The following is a 16,297-nucleotide window of genomic DNA, read 5'->3' as shown; positions in this document are numbered from 1 at the left end:
CTGGCGGCGTTGTTCATCGCGCCTGCGGCATCAGCGTCTCGCCTTCCTCAAGGCGCCTGTCCTTCCCGATTCGTCCTGGGACACCCCGCTCGGTTCGCCCTCGAATAGCTTGGGACCGGGCGTCGAGATTTACGCGGGACGTAACAGAGGGGACGCCAGCGTCCCCCAAGCGAAGGCCTTACTCCTTGTCGTCGTCACGCCCCTCTCGGCCTTTATGGCCATCGCGGTCGGGAACGTCCTCTTGGGCCGACAGCACAGTGCCGTCGGTCGCGCTCACGCGCACGTCGAAGACTTTGTTGCCGTTGATCACCTCGATTTCGTAAACCCAGCCCTGCTTGGAGCTTTCGTACTCCGCGCGGCGGGCCTTGCCTGAGGCGCGCAACTCGGCGGTCTGGATCGCTTGAACCATGGAGATGGCCGCCTGCGAAACGGGCACGGCGTCGTTGGCCGGTTCGTCCCCCTCGTCAAAGGCCATGGCTCCTGCGGCCATGGCGCCGGCGGCGACGAGGAGGGCGCCGAAAACGGCGAATCTGTGGCGGATGGTCAGTTTCATGATGTGCTCCAGCTGGCGCGCCTCGCGGGCCAGGTCGATGTGGATGTCGGCGATTGCCGTCGACGGCAAGGGCACGCGCCGGCTCTGTATCTGCAAGAGTTATCGGCCGTATCCTGCGAGCAGTTTGTCGCGGTGCGACTTATTGGTCGCTTAAGGCCGTAGCCGTTTGCACCTCGTAGGGGCTTCAACGGGTGGTGTTCAGCCGCGTTCGAAATGGTCGGCCGGGGGGAATACCACACGGACCTCCAGTCCCGGGCTGCCAATCCTGTCCAGCAGCTTCACGACCGCATGGTGCTGATCGGCAATCGCCCGGACAATGGCCAAGCCCAGCCCGCTACCCACGATTGCGCGCTGCGACAGCGCCGACTGCTCGCCGCGGTAGAAGCGGTCGAACACACGGTCGCGTTCTTCCTTGGGAATACCCGGCCCGGTGTCCAGCACGAACAGGACGGGTCTGCCGTCGCGCATCTCGGTGCCGACATCGACCACGCCCCCGGACGGTGTGTAGCGCATCGCGTTCTCGACAAGGTTGTTCAGCAGGATGGCCAACTGAGCGCTTTCGCCCATCGCGATCACTGGTTGTTCGAGGCTTGCGCCGAGGTCGATCTGCCAGACCTCTGCTCTCAGGGCCTGGGCACCTACGACCTCACGCACCACCTCGTTCAGGTCCGTCGGCACCAATGGCTTGTTGACGGCTTCGGGTCCGGTGCGTGCGAACTGAAGTAGCTGCTCGACCAGATGTTGCGCTCGCGCAATGCCATGGCGCAACTCGCTCCTGGCCGTCTCGACAGCGCCGACGTCGGTGCTTCGCTCGAGCACTTGCAACTGCAACCGCAGAGCCGTGATCGGACTGCGGAGTTCATGGGCCGCATCCGACAGAAACTGCCGTTGCACCGTGAACGAATCGTCCAGGCGCGCCATCAGCCCGTTGATGGCGGCCACCATGGGCGCAATCTCCACGGGCAGGAACTCGCTCTTGATCGGCTCCAGGGATTTGACGCTGCGCCCCGCGACTTCGCGCGCCGCCAGATCCAACGGTCGCAGGCCATATCGAAGGCCGTAGATCAGCAGTGCGCCAATGCCCATGGCCAGCAACAGCATGGGAGGCAGGATGCGGGCGGCCGACTCCCGCGCCATGATCTGCCGTGAATCCAGTCGCTGGGCGGCCTGGGCGAAGCCCTCGCGGTGCCGAGCCGTGTAGACGATCCATTTCTCCTCGCCGACGTTGACGCGCGTGAGTCCTTCGCCGTTGATAAAGGGGATGCGGCTTTGCGGCTCAGAGGCGTAAACCAATTGCCCCTTGCCATTCCAGGTAGCTGTCGCGATTTCGGCACCATCCATGTCGGGGGGGCCTTCTATCGGCTTCGATAGGCGTCCGCGCGTGCCTGCAGGGTTCGCGTCCTGATACTGGGCCAAGCTCACGGCGACATGCTTGAGGTCGGCGTCCAATGCTTCGTTGATTTCATCAAGCGTCGTGAAGTACGCAGCCGCGGAAACGAGCACGGTCCCCAGCAGCAATGCCGCCATGACGGAACGCAGCAATGTGCGTTCGATGGAGCGCATCAGTTGTTGGCCATGCGATAGCCAAGCCCACGCACGTTCTTGATGACCTCGGCACCAAGCTTGCGACGCAGGTTGTGTACGTGCACCTCGATGGCATTGCTGGCGACCTCCTGGCCCCAGCCATAGACGGCCTCCTCCAGTCGCTCTCTGGACAGCACGGCACCGGGCTTCTGCATCAACGCCTCAAGGACCGCGAATTCGCGCGGCGACAGCTCGACGGGGAGGCTGCCCTTTGTGACCTCTTTGTGGGCGGCATCGATCACAAGGTCGCCCTGGCGCAGCAGGGGATTGCTGCTTCCCGCGCGCCGCCGGAGCAAAGCGCGCACGCGTGCAGTCAATTCGTCGAGATCGAAGGGCTTGAGCACGTAGTCGTCGGCGCCGGCCTCTAAGCCCGCAATGCGGTCGCGCACCGTGTCCCGGGCAGAGGCGATCAAGACGGGCACGTCGTTGCCGTTGGCACGCAGTTTGGCCAGCAGCAGCATGCCATCACCGCGGGGCAGGCCCAGGTCGAGGATGGCAAGGTCGTAGACGCCGTTTCCCAGCGAGAGCTCTCCGGCTCTGCCGTCGGTGACCCAGTCGACGGCGAAGCCGGCCTGCAACATGCCCTCGCGCACGGCGCGGCCGATCATGGGGTCATCCTCGATCAACAGGAGTCGCATGGGTTGTCAGGTACCAGTGCGGCCTGTTGGCCGGTCCGAAGGGAGTTCGAATCTTCGCGATCTCACCTTAATAGAGCCTTAAGGCATGTCCAGGCTGCTGGCATCGGGCCGTCGCGCTTCCCGTCTGCGGCGTTCAACCGATAGATTTGATGCCAGCACGGCGAGCGGGCTATGCCCTCTGCTCATTGTCATAAATGGCTTGCCTGTACTGCGCCGCAAGATCCCTGAGTTCGCCCAAGAACGATTGCCAGGCAAAGAAATCGTCACCAAGCGAGAGAGTTTCATGATGGGGGCGCCCCAACGACAGAGACCGTGCACGGGGAATGTCGGGCCGCAGAGGGGGCTGCGGGGCCCGAGCTCAACCCACTTTGCCGATACCAGCGGCTTGCTCAGGGACAAACGCTGGGAAGAAGGAGGCAGCGTAAGGCCCCCCGGTGGTACTCAGTACCGCGCCGCGTCATTCGGCGGCGCCCCCCACCAAGCTGGCGTGGCCTGGCCGTTGACCGTCATGCTGTGATTGATGACGGAGTCGGCCAAGCCAGCGAGCTTCGTGACGAAACTCATCGGTGGCGTTGACAGCGCGTCCAGCCAAGCGATGTCCTCCGCGCTCAGCTTGACGTCCAGCGCCTTGATGTTGACGTCCAAGTGCGCCACGGTGCGCGCACCCAGCAGCGTGGAGCTCACGCCGGCGCGCGACCGCACCCAGGCCAGTGCAATCGCCGCCACCGTCGTCTCGTGGCTGTGAGCGATGCCGCTCAGCGCGTCGATGATGGCGAACTCGTGCTCTCCGAAGGGCAGGCCGAACGCCGTCGCCCGGGAGCCTTCGACCTGGCCCGCGTTGGCCCGGTTGTACTTGCCCGACAGCATCCCATTGGCCAGCGGCGACCAGACCACCACGCCCATGCCCAGTTCCTGCGCCATGGGCATCAGTTCGGCCTCGACGGTGCGCTCCAGCAGCGAGTATTCGAGCTGCAGGCCGGCCAGGGGCGTCCAGCCACGCAGGGCGGCGATGGTTTGAGCCTGCGCCACCTTCCAGCCCGGCGTGTCCGAGAAGCCGATGTAGCGCACCTTGCCCGAAGACACGAGGTTCTCGAGCGCGCGCAGCGTCTCCTCGATGGGCGTGAGCCGGTCGGGGACGTGCATCCAGTACAGGTCGATGTAGTCCGTCTGCAGGCGACGCAGAGACTGCTCGCAGGCGCGCATGATGGACTTGGCACTGGCGCCACCGCCGTTCGGGTCGCCGGTGTAGATGTTCATGCCGAACTTCGTGGCCAGCACCAGGCGGTCTCGCAGCGCGCGGTCCCGGCCGATGTAGTCGCCAATGATCTGCTCGGCATGCCCGAAGGTGTAGCCATTGGCCGTGTCAATGAAGTTGCCGCCGAGTTCGATGTAGCGAGCCAGGATGGCTTGAGCCGTCTCGGCATTGGCGCCCCAGCCCCAGTCCTCGCCGAAGGTCATGGTGCCGAGGGCGAAGGGGCTGACGCGAAGGCCGGAGCGGCCCAGGGAAACGTAGGAAGAGAGCGACATGGTCGTCCTTTCAGAAGGCAGGTGAAGAGGTCTTCGGCGCGCGCCTTGTGCGATGCGCGCTGCGCTGCGCCCTGATGTCCCGACCGCCCTCCGGATGGTGGCCCTGACATCTTGACGCTTGATGTCAGTTTGACATTTTTCGCCCGAATGTCAATGACGATTTGACGTTTTCTTTCTAAATGTCAGAATGCCTCCATGCGCACCGACAAAGAACAGCAGGTCATCCAGGCCGCCTACGGCGTCTTCTTCCGCTATGGCTTTGCCCGCACCACCATGGGCGACCTCGCCAAGGCGGCGGGGATGTCGCGCCCGGCCCTGTACCTCGTCTACCCGGGCAAGGGGGAAGTCTTCCAGGCGGTCGTGGAGTGGATGAGCGACAGCCTGCTCGCGAGCATCGAGTCCAGCCTGAAGCCCGATTGGTCGCTGGAGCGCAAGCTCACGCACGTGCTCGAACTGTCTGTGGCCCAACCCTATGAGCAGGTCAAAGCCAACCCCGACGCCCAGGACCTGCTGGCGCTGGACAGCCAGATGCCGGCTCTGGAGAGTGCCTACGGCAAGCTGCAGGCCTACCTGGAAGGGTTGCTGGAAGGCCCTATGAAGCAGTCCGGCCGGAAGGGCAGCGCCAGCGACCTGGCTCGGACGCTGATGTCCGCCATGCGGGGCTTCAAGCTGGTGGCCGCGGATGCCAAGGACCTGAGGCGACTGATGGCCATGCAGGTCGGCCTGGTGACCGCCGCACTCGAAGCAGGCATCGCAGGTGCCGCGAGCACGCGCCCGCCGCGCAAGGCGGCCTGAGAGACAGGCCTCGCGTGGCCTGTCCAGCCTAGGCCACAGGCACGGTCCCGCCGTCAATGACATATTCGGTGCCGGTGATGGCCGCAGCCCGAGGCGACACCAGGAAGGCGATGAGGTCCGCCACCTCTTCCGGTTTGTTGGGACGCCCCAGCGGGATGCCGCCGAGCGAATCCATGATGACCTGCCTGGCCGCCTCGGTGTCGATGTTGCCCTGGCGCGCGATCTCGGCGACAAGGCCGACGGCGGCATCTGTTTCCACCCAGCCGGGCGCGACGCGGACCACGCGCACGCCCTGCGGGCTCACCTCCTTGGACAGCGCCTTGCTGTAGGTCGACAGCGCGGCCTTGGCGGCGGCATAGGCGGTGGTCGCCTCGGGCAGGGGCAGCCGGCTCTGTATCGACGTCACGTGGATGATGACGCCCGAGCGTTGCTCGAGCATGGCGGGCAGCAGCGCCCGGTCCAGCCGCACCGCCGCCAGCAGGTTCAGGTCCAGGGCCTTTTGCCACTCGCTGTCATCCAGCACGCGGAAACCGCCCGCCGGCGCCGTCGAACCGCCCACCACATGGACGAGGATGTCTACGCCGCCCCAGCGCCGCATCACGGCGTCGACCACCGCCTGGCAACCACCGGGCGTCGCCACATCGGCGGCAATGAAGTGTTCGCTGGCCGTGTCTTCCGCCTTCGTGCGGGCCGTGGTCATGACATCGGCTCCGGCTTCGAGGAGGCTCGCGACCACGGCGCGCCCGACGCCTTTGGTGCCACCGGTAACGAGGGCCCGCATGCCTTGGAGCTCGACGGGGCGGGTCATGCGTGAATCTCCAGCGCGACGATCCCGTCCTGCCCAAGCTGGAAGTCGTAGCGGAGCTCCACCGGGCTGCCGGGGAAGTCGCCCGTCAGCCGGGCCCACACCTGCACGCCATGCGCTACGGGCTGCGAGCACAGCGGCTCGACGCGGTAGCGGTACTTGCGCTTGGCGGCGACCTTCCATGCCTTGATGGCTTCGAGGCCACGGTGGGCCTTGCCCTCGTCGTGAACGACGGCGTCGTCGGAGAAGCAGCGCCCGAGCGCATTCGTCTCGGAGCAGGCCTCTGCCTTGAAGTAGTCCGCCACGGGCGGCGGTAGTGCCAAGTCCATGTCCTGTCTCTGGTGTCCGTTCGACATGGCACCATGGTCTGACTATGCTTACCCGACAGCAAGAACCCACCGAAAGGTAAGTGACCCCCTTGAGCCCCAGGAAGCAATACACACCGCTGTCGGCGGCGGTCGACGTGGAAGCCCTCTTCAGGCTGCTCGAGGGCCGCTGGAAGCTGGTCATCCTGTTCCAGCTCTTCGGCGGGAAGGTGCAGCGGTTCTCCGACCTCGAGCGCGCTATCACCGGCATATCGCAGAAGATGCTGGCCCAGCAGCTCCGGCAACTCGAGGAGGACGGCATCGTCACCCGGACCGTTCACGAGCAGGTACCGCCCAAAGTCGACTATCGACTCACGGACTGGGGGCAGCAGCTGTGTCCGGCGCTCGATGCCCTGCTGAAATGGGCCGAATGTCGTGATGACTATGTGGCCTCCGCGTCTTCGCGTTAGCGAAGCCAAGACCACCGGGACCTGCAACCTGGCTGCCGGCCAGCGACGAATCGGCGCGTATGGCAATCAAGAGGCCGGGTGGGCCTTGGACGCCTGACTGCTTCTCGAAGAACTGCACCACGGCAAGGACGGTTTCGAGACTGGCGACAGAAACCAGGCGCCGACTGGGGCCTTCGCCAAAGATTCGGGGGCTGCTTGCGTCGGGCGCATGTCACCCATCCGCCGCCGTCGAGACGTGTGTCTGCAAGAAGTCCACCCATGTACGGACCCTCCGTGAATGGCGCCGATTTGGAAGATAGGCCGCATAGACACAGATGGTCTGGTCCTGCGGGTTGACGTCGTACTTCTCGAACAGGCGTCTCATTCGACCCGCCCGCACGTCATCCTTGACGAGCCATTGAGGGAGTAGCGCGATGCCGAGTCCGCCAAGAACGGTCTCGCGCAGCACGTCAGAGTTGTTGACCGCGAGCCGCCCGTTGACCTCGACGTTGTCGACTGCGTCGTTCTTGCGGAACGACCAACGCTGGGGTCCAGCTTGATAGGCGAATCGAAGACACTCGTGCTCGACCAATTCCTGGGGAGACTTGGGGACGCCGCGCTGCTCAAGGTATTCGTGACTGGCCACGACGAACCGGTGATGCTCGGCGAGCTGCTTGACGATGAGATTGGGTTGACTCGCCGGCGCGCCAATCCGGACTGCCACGTCAATGCGGTCAGACGCCAGGTCGACGAACGAGTCCGAAAGCACGAGGTCCAAGGAAACTCGCGGGTTCTGCTGAAGAAATCCGGCGATGTGCGGTCCCAGGCACAGGCGCCCGAACGTGACCGGCAGCGACACGCGCAGCGGCCCGACGGCTTCCGTGCCGGTATCGGAAACGCTACCGTCGGCCTCGTCCAAGTCCGACAGGATGCGCGTGACTTGGTCGAGATAAATCGTGCCGGCATCGGTGAGCGTCACCTGGCGCGTGGTTCGCGTGAGGAGGGCACTTCCAAGCGCCTCCTCAAGCCCATCCATGAGCCGTGTCACCGATGAGGTTGCAACGCCCAGTCGTCTGGCTGCCTTCGAGAAGCCCCCTGACTCCGCGACGTCCACGAATGCTCGCAGAGCCTGCAACTTGTCCATGCCTGGCCTTTGCAATTCTCGCAACGCTAGTTTGCGAATGTGGCGTATTCATTCATTTCATCGCAAAGACTAATCTCCTTCCATCGTCAACGCAAGGAGCTCATCCATGAAACCCGTCGAGATTCAGGTCACCTACGACTTCATATGCCCATGGTGCTGGATTGGCCACGAGCACCTCAAGGCCGCACTCAAAAAAACGGCGCTCACCACCGCTCCGACGATCAAGTACGTGCCGTACGAGCTGAACCCGAACATGCCCAAGGACGGCAGCAATCGCAAGGTCTACCGCAGCGCCAAGTTCGGTAGCTGGGCGCGCTCGCAGGCCATGGATGCCGACGTGACGGTCGCTGGCAAGCGCGCGGGTGTCGAGTTCAACTACGACCGCGTCGAGATGACGCCGAACACGCGGCTCGCGCACCGCATGATGTTCTTTGCCGAAGGCAGGGGCGACGCCCGCAAGACCGAAACCCTGTTCGAGGCCGTGTTCTTCGCGTACTTCTCGGAAGGGCAGGACATCGGCAAAGCGGACGTCCTGGTCGCGCTGGCAGCCAAGGCAGGTTTCGATGCCGAGGAAGTGCGCGCCTTCCTCGCGTCGAATGCCGGCGAGCGCGAGGTCGTCGCGGCCGAACTGCAAGCTCAGGTCGACGGCGTTCGCTCGGTGCCGACCCTTCGAATTGCGGGCACGCCCATCAGCGGCGCGCAACCTGCCGATGTGCTTGCCGAAGTTCTCAGGCAAGCTGCCACAGTCGAGGCGGCCGCGTCGACGGTGTAGTGCCGGGTTCTCGAGCAGCGAAGTGCCCCATGGACGACTTCAACATCGCACACGACCGCGTGCTGGCCTCGGGCCGGCTGACACTGGGGCTGATGACGCCGTTGGCGCGTCAGCCAGGTGCATTGGCCGATTTGGACTTGGAGCGGCTCGCGGCTAAGGAGGCTGACCGACAGGGCTTCGCTTCGCTCTGGACGCGCGATGTGCCGCTGATGGTGCCACAGGGGGCGGACGGCGAATCGGCAGCGCTGGACGACCCATTTCTGTGGTTGTCAGCTTTGGGTGCCGTGACTCGGCAAACTGCGCTCGGCATGGCGGCAGCGGTGCTCCCGCTGCGCAGCCCTCTTCATCTGGCAAAGTCGTCGTTGTCCCTCGACCGCATGACCGGTGGTCGCTTCATCCTGGGCCTGGGTTCGGGCGATCGCGAAGCCGAGTTTGCGGCTTTCGGCATCGACGCCGCGCAACGCGCCGAAATCTTCCGCGACCACTGGAACATCCTCAGAGCGGCGCTGTCACCCGTCGCCCATGAACGCAAGGCTCTTCGCGATGCGACTGGCGGCTTTGACGTGCTCACGACACCCGCGGCTCGCGTCCCCATGCTTGTCGTGGGGTCCGCGAGGCAGACGCTTCAGTGGATAGCCGCCAACGCGCAAGGGTGGGCCAGCTACCACCGCGATGAGGTTCGCCAGCAAGGCCGCGTCGCCCTTTGGCAGTCGGCCCTTGCAGAGCGGGCGGCGGGGCTCAAGAAGCCCTTCATTCAGTCCTTGCACCTGGAGCTGGTCGATGACCCCAGCGCGCCGGTGGAGCCGATTGAACTCGGCGTTCGCACCGGACGTATCGCGTTGACCGACTATCTCCAACGACTGGAAGTGGTCGGTGTGGCCCATGTGTTGCTCCATCTTGCGCGCGGACCGCGGTCGGTGCTCGACATCGTCGAGGAGCTTGGTGCCGAGGTACTGCCGCACTTTCGTTCGCCCATGGCAAGGGGTGCGCACGAGGCCGCAGTGCCGGCGTGAGCCGATCCATCGTGGCCATGCCGCCGGAGCCGGGATTGGCGGACGAATGCTCTGACGGGGTTTGCCGCGTCGGCGGTTGAACCACGACCACCGACCTGCGTCAGCAGTTCGCGCGCGGCTTCGAAGTGCTTGTCGGGCGAGGCCGACCCGCGGTCAAACTCAGCTGCAAATGCGTGGCGTCGAGACCGACCTCGAGGGCGCGTTGGAGGGCGCATTCAGCGTCTGACCTTGCGTTGCCGATGGCCGGCGCCACTGTGGGAGTGGTATTGCGTGGGGCGCAACGCCAGATTGCGTACCGCCCGTATTCCGCCATCAGGTCGCAAAACCTAACCTCCGTGCATCGAACAACTCGACGCGCAGAGCATCATGACAACGAGCACCAAAACCAAACCCCGGGCCCTCATCATTGGTGGCTCGCTGGGTGGCCTGTTCACGGCGACCACGCTCCAAGCCATCGGCTGGCAGGTCGACATCTTCGAGCGCTCGCCACATGTCCTCGACAGCCGTGGTGGTGGCGTCGTCCTGCAGGGCGACGTCCTTCGGGCGTTCAACTTCGCGGGCATCGAGACTCCCGGCGCCCTGGGTGTCCAGTCCGGCGACCGCATCTACCTCGACCGCGAGGACAAGGTTGTCAGCCGTACGTTCATGCCTCAGACGCAGACATCGTGGAACATGCTCTACGGTGCGATGAAGCGGAAGCTGCCTCCAGAGGTGTTCCACCCGGGCGAGCAGTTCGTGCGCTTCGAACAGGAAGGCGAGCGCATCACGGCCCACTTCGCGAGCGGTCGTGTTGAAACGGGTGACCTGCTTGTCGGTGCGGACGGTGCTCGCTCAGCTGTGCGTCAACAAGTCATCCCAGGCCTGGGGCCCAACTACGGCGGCTACGTCGCTTGGCGGGGTCTCGTGGAAGAGAAGGATTTGCCCAAGAGGGCCGCCGACGTCCTCATGGGGACGTTCGCTTTCCAGCAAGGCCCCGGCCACCTGATGCTCGAGTACCTCGTGCCCGGTGAAGACGAATCGACGCAGAAGGGGCATCGCCGTTGGAACTGGGTCTGGTACCAGAAGGTCGCGCACGGCGCAGAGCTGGCTGCGCTCCTGACGGACCGCCATGGTGTTCGCCACGCTTTCTCGCTGCCGCCCGGCACGCCGAAAGATCAGGACATCGCGAAGCTGCTGCAGACGTCGCGGGGCTTGCTCGCTCCGACGTTCCAGGACCTCGTCGCGGCGACCAAGGAGCCGTTCGTTCAAGCCATCCTCGACCTCCAGGTCGAGCAGATGGTGTTTGGACGAGCCATCCTGGTCGGCGATGCCGCGTTCGTGCCGCGTCCCCACACGGCCGGCAGCACCGCCAAGGCCGCTGCAAACGCACTTTCGCTTGCCAAGGCCCTGCATCCGATGGGCTCTGGCATCGATGAAGCCCTTGCGGATTGGCAAACCAGGCAGCTGCGCGATGGCATCGGCATGACCGAGTGGGGCATGAACATCGGTGACCGAATCATGGGCATCTCGCGCAGCACCGTGAAGCTGCAAAGCGCCTGAAGGAGTCGATATGGCCACGCTCATCGCCAATACCAATACGCCGCAGATCGCCGAAGGCGTCTCACATCAACTGGAACCAGCCTCGCTCGTGGTGTGCCATGAGGTTCGCCCTGGGTCCGAAGATGCCTATGAGCAATGGCTGAAGGGCATTCGCGCTCAGACCCTTCGATTCGAGGGCCACCGCGGTGCTGACGTTCTTCGACCCGTGCCGGGAACCCACGCGTACACCGTTGTGGTGCGATTCGACTCCATCGACCACTTGAACGCATGGCTGAGTTCGCCCGACCGCCGGCGAGCTATTGCCGAAGTCGAGCCGCTGCTGCTCACTCCCGACCGGATAAGCGTTCGGCAGGGCTACGACATCTGGTTCACGCCAGCCGCCCCGGCTTCTCGGGTGCCGAAAAAGCCCAAGCAATACCTGATGACCGCAGCGGTCATCTTCCCTCTCACGCTCATCGTCCGCTGGGTTCTGGATGCCATCGCCGCCGGCGCAGGGCTGCAGCCGCCGCACATTGCCATGCACTTGCTGACGGTCATGTTGGTCGTCGCACTGATGGTGTGGGCCATTTTTCCCACGCTGACTGCGCGCCTCTCGCCCTGGTTGACCAGGTAGCAAATCGCTCGGCACTGGCGAACAGCCATGGAAAGAAACCCGACGCGCTTGAGCAGTGGGCACTTCAGCGAGCGAAAGGCTGCGAGTGCAAGGACAGGCGACGTTCAACAACGCGCAGCTGATGCTGGGTGCAGCGCCCGACGGCCTGGGCCTTTGCTATGTGCCGCGGACCTGATGCAGCCCCATTTCAAAGCGCGCCGGCTCGTCCCCGTGCTGAAGGACTGGTGGCCTCTACGAGACGCGTTCCTGGCGTTCAAGCGCCGTGCCGCGCCTGGGGTCGATGGCACGACATGGCAGGACTATGAGGCGGACCTTGAGGGTAACGTTGAATAAAGCTGTCAGATCTGAGCACTGTTGCAAAGTGCCGCCCGGGTTGCTCCAGCGTGACCTGTGACGTCAAAGCGTCTACGCTGAGAGCGCCGCAGCGGTAAAACCGGCGGGCATCCTGTGTCTGCGCTGTTCCGACACCGCCGCGGGGCGCGTGTCCTCCTGCTGGGCATGTCATGTCGATTTGGCCTCCCGTCGTTCGTCGACGGGGTACGGGGCGCCCTCAGGCGGGTGCGCCGACCGGTTAACTCAACAGGAGTGAAGAGATGTCGTACATCGACGGTTTTGTGATCGCGGTCCCCACCGCCAACAAGCAGAAGTTCATCGAACATGCGCGCCATTTCGACGCGATGTTCATTGAGCTGGGCGCAATCCGCGTGATCGAAGGCTGGGGCGACGACGTCCCCGACGGCAAAGTCACCGACTTCCGCCGCGCAGTCCAGGCCACGGCCGAGGAGACTGTGGCCTTTTCGTGGGTCGAATGGCCGGACAAGGCCACGCGCGACGCAGGCATGAAGAAGATGATGGAAGACCCGCGCATGGATCCTTCAACACCCGGCAACCCGCCCATGCCCTTCGACGGCAAACGCATGATCTTCGGTGGCTTCGAACCGGTGGTCGAAGTGAAGGCTTGAGGGGAGGGGGGCGGATGTGCCACCGCCTCACGGCGGGCCAATGACACAGTTGTTGGCCCGCAGGCACTGGCTCCGGGAGATCGTGTAGGGCGCCCGCTGCAGGTACCAGCAGGCTCGCCGCGCCTTCCGTTGCCGTTCCCGGTCTGTCGGCTCCCGGGAGGTTGCGGCTTCACGCTCGCGGCCAACGGCCGCTGCCCCAACGGGCGGGATCCGGGCGGGTTGTCCAGCCGCCCTGAGCATCACGCACTCTGGCTTGGCCAATACGAGCATTGGATCAGGCAGGTGCAAGTGCCCGGACCAACAGCTATGGCCAGCGAGGAGGTGCTCCGGCTCAAGGCCGATGACAGTGAGATCGGGCACCTCTCCTGAGTCGGATTGCCCTGGAGAGTCGACGAGGACTTGCATCGCTACCCCGTCGAGCAGGGCTGAATACACGCTGCCCGACAAAGCGGGGGATCGTCTATGCAGGTGGCGCCCTGGGGTGAAATCGGCCCCGTCGTAGAATGCTGCCCCGCTCATCTGCCAGGTCTCTCGGCGAAATCCAAATGGAAACAACGACTTACGACATCGCCGAAGCAGCCAAGGTGCCCAAGATCGGCTTCGTTTCACTCGGCTGCCCGAAGGCGCTGACCGATTCCGAGCTGATCCTGACCCAACTCCGGGCCGAGGGCTACGAGACCTCCAAGACCTTCGCCGGCGCCGACCTGGTGATCGTCAACACCTGCGGCTTCATCGACGACGCCGTCAAGGAAAGCCTGGACACCATTGGCGAGGCGCTGGCCGAGAACGGGAAGGTCATCGTGACCGGCTGCCTGGGCGCCAAGGCCGGCGCCAGCAGCACCGATGCGGGCAGCCTGGTGCGGGAGATCCACCCCAGCGTGCTGGCCGTGACCGGCCCGCATGCGACGCAGGAGGTCATGGACGCGGTGCATACCCATGTGCCCAAGCCCCACGACCCCTTCGTGGACCTGGTGCCCAGCTATGGCATCAAGCTCACGCCCAAGCATTACGCCTACCTGAAGATCAGCGAGGGCTGCAACCACCGCTGTTCGTTCTGCATCATCCCCAGCATGCGCGGCGACCTGGTGTCCCGTCCCATCGGCGACGTGCTGAACGAGGCCCGCGCGCTGTTCGAGAGCGGCGTCAAGGAATTGCTCGTCATCAGCCAGGACACCTCGGCCTACGGTGTGGACGTGAAGTACCGCACCGGCTTCTGGGACGGCAAGCCGGTCAAGACCAAGATGCTGGACCTGGTCGCCCAGCTGGGCGAGCTGGCCAAGCCGTATGGCGCCTGGGTGCGCCTGCACTATGTCTACCCCTACCCGCATGTGGACGAGGTGCTGCCGCTGATGGCCGAAGGCCTGGTGCTGCCGTATCTCGACGTGCCCTTCCAGCATGCACACCCGGACGTGCTCAAGCGCATGAAGCGGCCCGCCAACGGCGAGAAGAACATGGAGCGCATCCTGCGCTGGCGCGAGGCCTGCCCGCAGCTGGTGATCCGCTCCACCTTCATCGCCGGCTTCCCCGGCGAGACCGAGGCCGAGTTCCAGTACCTGCTGGACTTCATGCAGGAAGCGCAGATCGACCGCGCCGGCTGCTTCGCCTATTCGCCGGTGGAGGGCGCCAGCGCCAACGACATCCCCGGCGCGCTGCCGGACGACGTCCGCGAGGAGCGCCGCGCGCGCTTCATGGCCGTGGCCGAGGCCGTGTCTGCCGCCAAGCTGCAGGCCCGCGTGGGCCAGACCATGCAGGTGCTGGTGGACTCGGCTCCGGCGCTGGGGCGCAAGGGCGGGGTGGGGCGCTCCTATGCCGACGCCCCCGAGATCGACGGCACCGTGAAGATCCTGCCGCCCGAGAAGGCCAGCAAGACCATGAAGGTGGGCGACTTCGTGCGTGCCCGCATCGTCGCGGCCGATGGCCACGACCTGGTGGCGACGCTGGCATGAAGCGCGGCCCGTCCACGACGCTGATCCACCACCCCTACCGCGCGCCGGAAGGCTGGAACGCGGTGCCGGTGCCGGTGGCCAAGGCCTCCACGGTGCTGTTCAAGGACACGGCCGACCTGCATACCCCCCGCCCGCGCGACGGGCTGAGCTACCGCTACGGCTTGCACGGCACGCCCACCAGCTACACGCTGGCAGCGAGGCTGGCGACGCTGGAGCACGCCGAGTATTGCCTGCTGGTGCCCAGCGGCCTGGCCGCGGTGACGCTGCCGTCGCTGGCCATCCTGCGCCCGGGCGACGAGGTGCTGGTGCCGGACAACGTGTACGGACAGAACCGCTATCTCACCGAGTCCTGGCTGCCGCAATGGGGCGTCACGCACCGCTTCTACGATCCGCTGACGGTGCCCGAGCTGCGCCACAACACCAAGCTGGTCTGGCTGGAAGCCGCGGGTTCGATCACGCTGGAGTTCCCGGACCTGCTGGGGACTCTCGCCGCCTGCCGGGCGCGCGGCGTCGTCACTGCACTGGACAACACCTGGGGCGCGGGCCTGGCCTTCAACGGCTTCGAGCCGGCGCCCGCGACGCATCCGGGGCTGGGCGCCGACATCGTCATGCAGGCGCTGACCAAGTACCCCAGCGGCGGCGCCGACGTGCTGATGGGCTCGGTCTGCACCCGCTCCGCGGCCTTGCACGACCGCCTCAACCATGCGCACGAGCACCTGGGCTATGGCCTGGGCCAGAACGACGTGGAACTGGTGCTTCGCGGCCTGCCGACGCTGCCGCTGCGCTACGAGGCGCAGGACCGCGTGACGCGCCAGCTCGCGAGTTGGATGGCCGGCCGGCCCGAGGTCGCGCGTGTCCTCCACCCGGCGCTGCCCGGCTCGCCGGGGCATGAGCACTGGCTGGCCGTGGGCGGGGCCGGCGCGGCCTGCCTGTTCTCGGCGGTCTTCAAGCCCCAGTACGGTTCGCGGCAGGTCGATGCCTTCGTCGATGCGCTGCAGCTGTTCGGCATCGGCTACTCCTGGGCCGGCCCGATGAGCCTGGCCGTGCCCTACGACATGAGCCGCAGCCGCAACCTGCCGCTGCCCTTCGACGGCGGCACGCTGGTGCGCTTCGCGATCGGCCTGGAAGACGTGGCCGACCTGAGGGCCGACCTGGAGCAGGCGCTGTCAGCCCTTGCTTGAGACCTTGTGTCTCATCAGCTGGCCCTTCTCCCTTTCCCAGTCGCGCTTCTTCTCGGTCTCGCGCTTGTCGTGCTGGGCCTTGCCCTTGGCCAGCGCGATGTCGGCCTTCACGCGGCCGCCCTTGTAGTGCAGGTTCAGCGGCACCAGCGTGAAGCCGCGCTGCTCGACCTTGCCCACCAGCCGCTTGATCTCGGCCTTGTGCATCAGCAGCTTCTTGGTGCGGTCGGCCTCGGGGTTGACGTGGGTGGAGGCGCTGCGCAGCGCGTTGATGCGGCAGCCGATCAGGAACAGCTCGCCGTCCTTGATCATCACGTAGCCGTCGGTCAGCTGCACCTGGCCCGCGCGTATGGCCTTGATCTCCCAGCCGGCCAGCACGACGCCGGCCTCGAACTGTTCCTCGATGTGATAGTCGTAGCGGGCGCGGCGGTTCTCGGCAATGGACATGGGTCGGGATCTGGGGCTTGGTGCCCT

17 protein-coding genes are annotated in these 16,297 nt (G+C 65.3%); 9 read left to right on the top strand and 8 right to left on the bottom strand.

Annotated features, from left to right (window positions below; translation table 11 throughout):
* Positions 1-178 precede the first annotated feature (178 nt).
* From JOY88_RS15345 to JOY88_RS15330, 4 genes are all read right to left on the bottom strand, one after another.
* Entirely contained in the window at positions 179-649 is a 471-nt protein-coding gene (locus JOY88_RS15345) for a PepSY domain-containing protein (RefSeq protein WP_293503499.1), read from the bottom strand.
* A gap of 102 nt (positions 650-751) precedes the next feature.
* Positions 752-2,116, bottom strand: a complete 1,365-nt coding sequence (locus tag JOY88_RS15340) for a sensor histidine kinase (protein WP_293503498.1) — start codon at positions 2,114-2,116, stop codon at positions 752-754.
* Positions 2,116-2,775, bottom strand: a complete 660-nt coding sequence (locus JOY88_RS15335) for a response regulator (protein WP_293503497.1) — start codon at positions 2,773-2,775, stop codon at positions 2,116-2,118. Before JOY88_RS15335 ends, JOY88_RS15340 begins: the two co-directional genes overlap by 1 nt.
* 441 nt (positions 2,776-3,216) lie before the next feature.
* Entirely contained in the window at positions 3,217-4,302 is a 1,086-nt protein-coding gene (locus JOY88_RS15330) for an aldo/keto reductase (RefSeq protein WP_293503496.1), read from the bottom strand.
* 195 nt (positions 4,303-4,497) lie between these two features.
* On the opposite strand from JOY88_RS15330, the gene JOY88_RS15325 reads away from it, so the two are divergent.
* On the top strand, positions 4,498-5,097 hold the full coding sequence (locus JOY88_RS15325; protein ID WP_293503495.1) for a TetR/AcrR family transcriptional regulator: 600 nt from the start codon (positions 4,498-4,500) through the stop codon (positions 5,095-5,097).
* Positions 5,098-5,125: 28 nt separating this feature from the next.
* Here the strand turns inward: JOY88_RS15325 and JOY88_RS15320 are convergent, their stop codons facing one another.
* Complete coding sequence (locus JOY88_RS15320; protein ID WP_293503494.1) at positions 5,126-5,905, bottom strand: SDR family oxidoreductase; 780 nt, start codon at positions 5,903-5,905, stop codon at positions 5,126-5,128.
* Positions 5,902-6,231 (bottom strand): nuclear transport factor 2 family protein, encoded by a 330-nt coding sequence (locus JOY88_RS15315; protein WP_293503493.1) that lies wholly within the window; start codon positions 6,229-6,231, stop codon positions 5,902-5,904. The genes JOY88_RS15320 and JOY88_RS15315 overlap by 4 nt, the downstream gene beginning before the upstream one ends.
* 89 nt (positions 6,232-6,320) lie before the next feature.
* Between JOY88_RS15315 and JOY88_RS15310 the strand changes: the two genes are divergently transcribed.
* Entirely contained in the window at positions 6,321-6,677 is a 357-nt protein-coding gene (locus JOY88_RS15310) for a winged helix-turn-helix transcriptional regulator (RefSeq protein WP_293503501.1), read from the top strand.
* 211 nt (positions 6,678-6,888) lie between these two features.
* Here JOY88_RS15310 and JOY88_RS15305 read toward each other — a convergent pair whose 3' ends face one another.
* Positions 6,889-7,800, bottom strand: a complete 912-nt coding sequence (locus tag JOY88_RS15305) for a LysR family transcriptional regulator (protein WP_293503492.1) — start codon at positions 7,798-7,800, stop codon at positions 6,889-6,891.
* 106 nt (positions 7,801-7,906) lie between these two features.
* On the opposite strand from JOY88_RS15305, the gene JOY88_RS15300 reads away from it, so the two are divergent.
* From JOY88_RS15300 to JOY88_RS15270, 7 genes are all read left to right on the top strand, one after another.
* Positions 7,907-8,572, top strand: a complete 666-nt coding sequence (locus JOY88_RS15300) for a DsbA family oxidoreductase (protein WP_293503491.1) — start codon at positions 7,907-7,909, stop codon at positions 8,570-8,572.
* A 29-nt stretch (positions 8,573-8,601) separates the two neighbouring features.
* Positions 8,602-9,585 (top strand): TIGR03571 family LLM class oxidoreductase, encoded by a 984-nt coding sequence (locus tag JOY88_RS15295; RefSeq protein ID WP_293503490.1) that lies wholly within the window; start codon positions 8,602-8,604, stop codon positions 9,583-9,585.
* Positions 9,586-9,951: 366 nt separating this feature from the next.
* Positions 9,952-11,124: an FAD binding domain-containing protein gene (locus JOY88_RS15290; RefSeq protein WP_293503489.1), complete on the top strand. Its 1,173-nt coding sequence runs from the start codon at positions 9,952-9,954 to the stop codon at positions 11,122-11,124.
* Positions 11,125-11,134: 10 nt separating this feature from the next.
* Positions 11,135-11,737, top strand: a complete 603-nt coding sequence (locus JOY88_RS15285; protein WP_293503488.1) for an antibiotic biosynthesis monooxygenase — start codon at positions 11,135-11,137, stop codon at positions 11,735-11,737.
* A 593-nt stretch (positions 11,738-12,330) separates the two neighbouring features.
* Entirely contained in the window at positions 12,331-12,699 is a 369-nt protein-coding gene (locus JOY88_RS15280; protein WP_293503487.1) for a DUF1428 domain-containing protein, read from the top strand.
* A gap of 545 nt (positions 12,700-13,244) precedes the next feature.
* On the top strand, positions 13,245-14,645 hold the full coding sequence (gene rimO / locus JOY88_RS15275) for a 30S ribosomal protein S12 methylthiotransferase RimO (RefSeq protein ID WP_293503486.1): 1,401 nt from the start codon (positions 13,245-13,247) through the stop codon (positions 14,643-14,645).
* Positions 14,642-15,826 (top strand): PLP-dependent transferase, encoded by a 1,185-nt coding sequence (locus JOY88_RS15270; RefSeq protein WP_293503485.1) that lies wholly within the window; start codon positions 14,642-14,644, stop codon positions 15,824-15,826. Before rimO ends, JOY88_RS15270 begins: the two co-directional genes overlap by 4 nt.
* On the opposite strand, the gene smpB is transcribed toward JOY88_RS15270, so the two are convergent.
* On the bottom strand, positions 15,812-16,270 hold the full coding sequence (gene smpB / locus JOY88_RS15265) for an SsrA-binding protein SmpB (protein ID WP_293503484.1): 459 nt from the start codon (positions 16,268-16,270) through the stop codon (positions 15,812-15,814). The two genes, JOY88_RS15270 and smpB, sit on opposite strands and share 15 nt — an antisense overlap.
* Positions 16,271-16,297: the final 27 nt, after the last annotated feature.

This window comes from Roseateles sp. (assembly GCF_019237615.1).
Lineage (GTDB): Bacteria > Pseudomonadota > Gammaproteobacteria > Burkholderiales > Burkholderiaceae_C > Pelomonas.
Note: the sequence above shows the minus strand (reverse complement) of the source record. Positions and strands in the feature narration are given on the sequence as shown.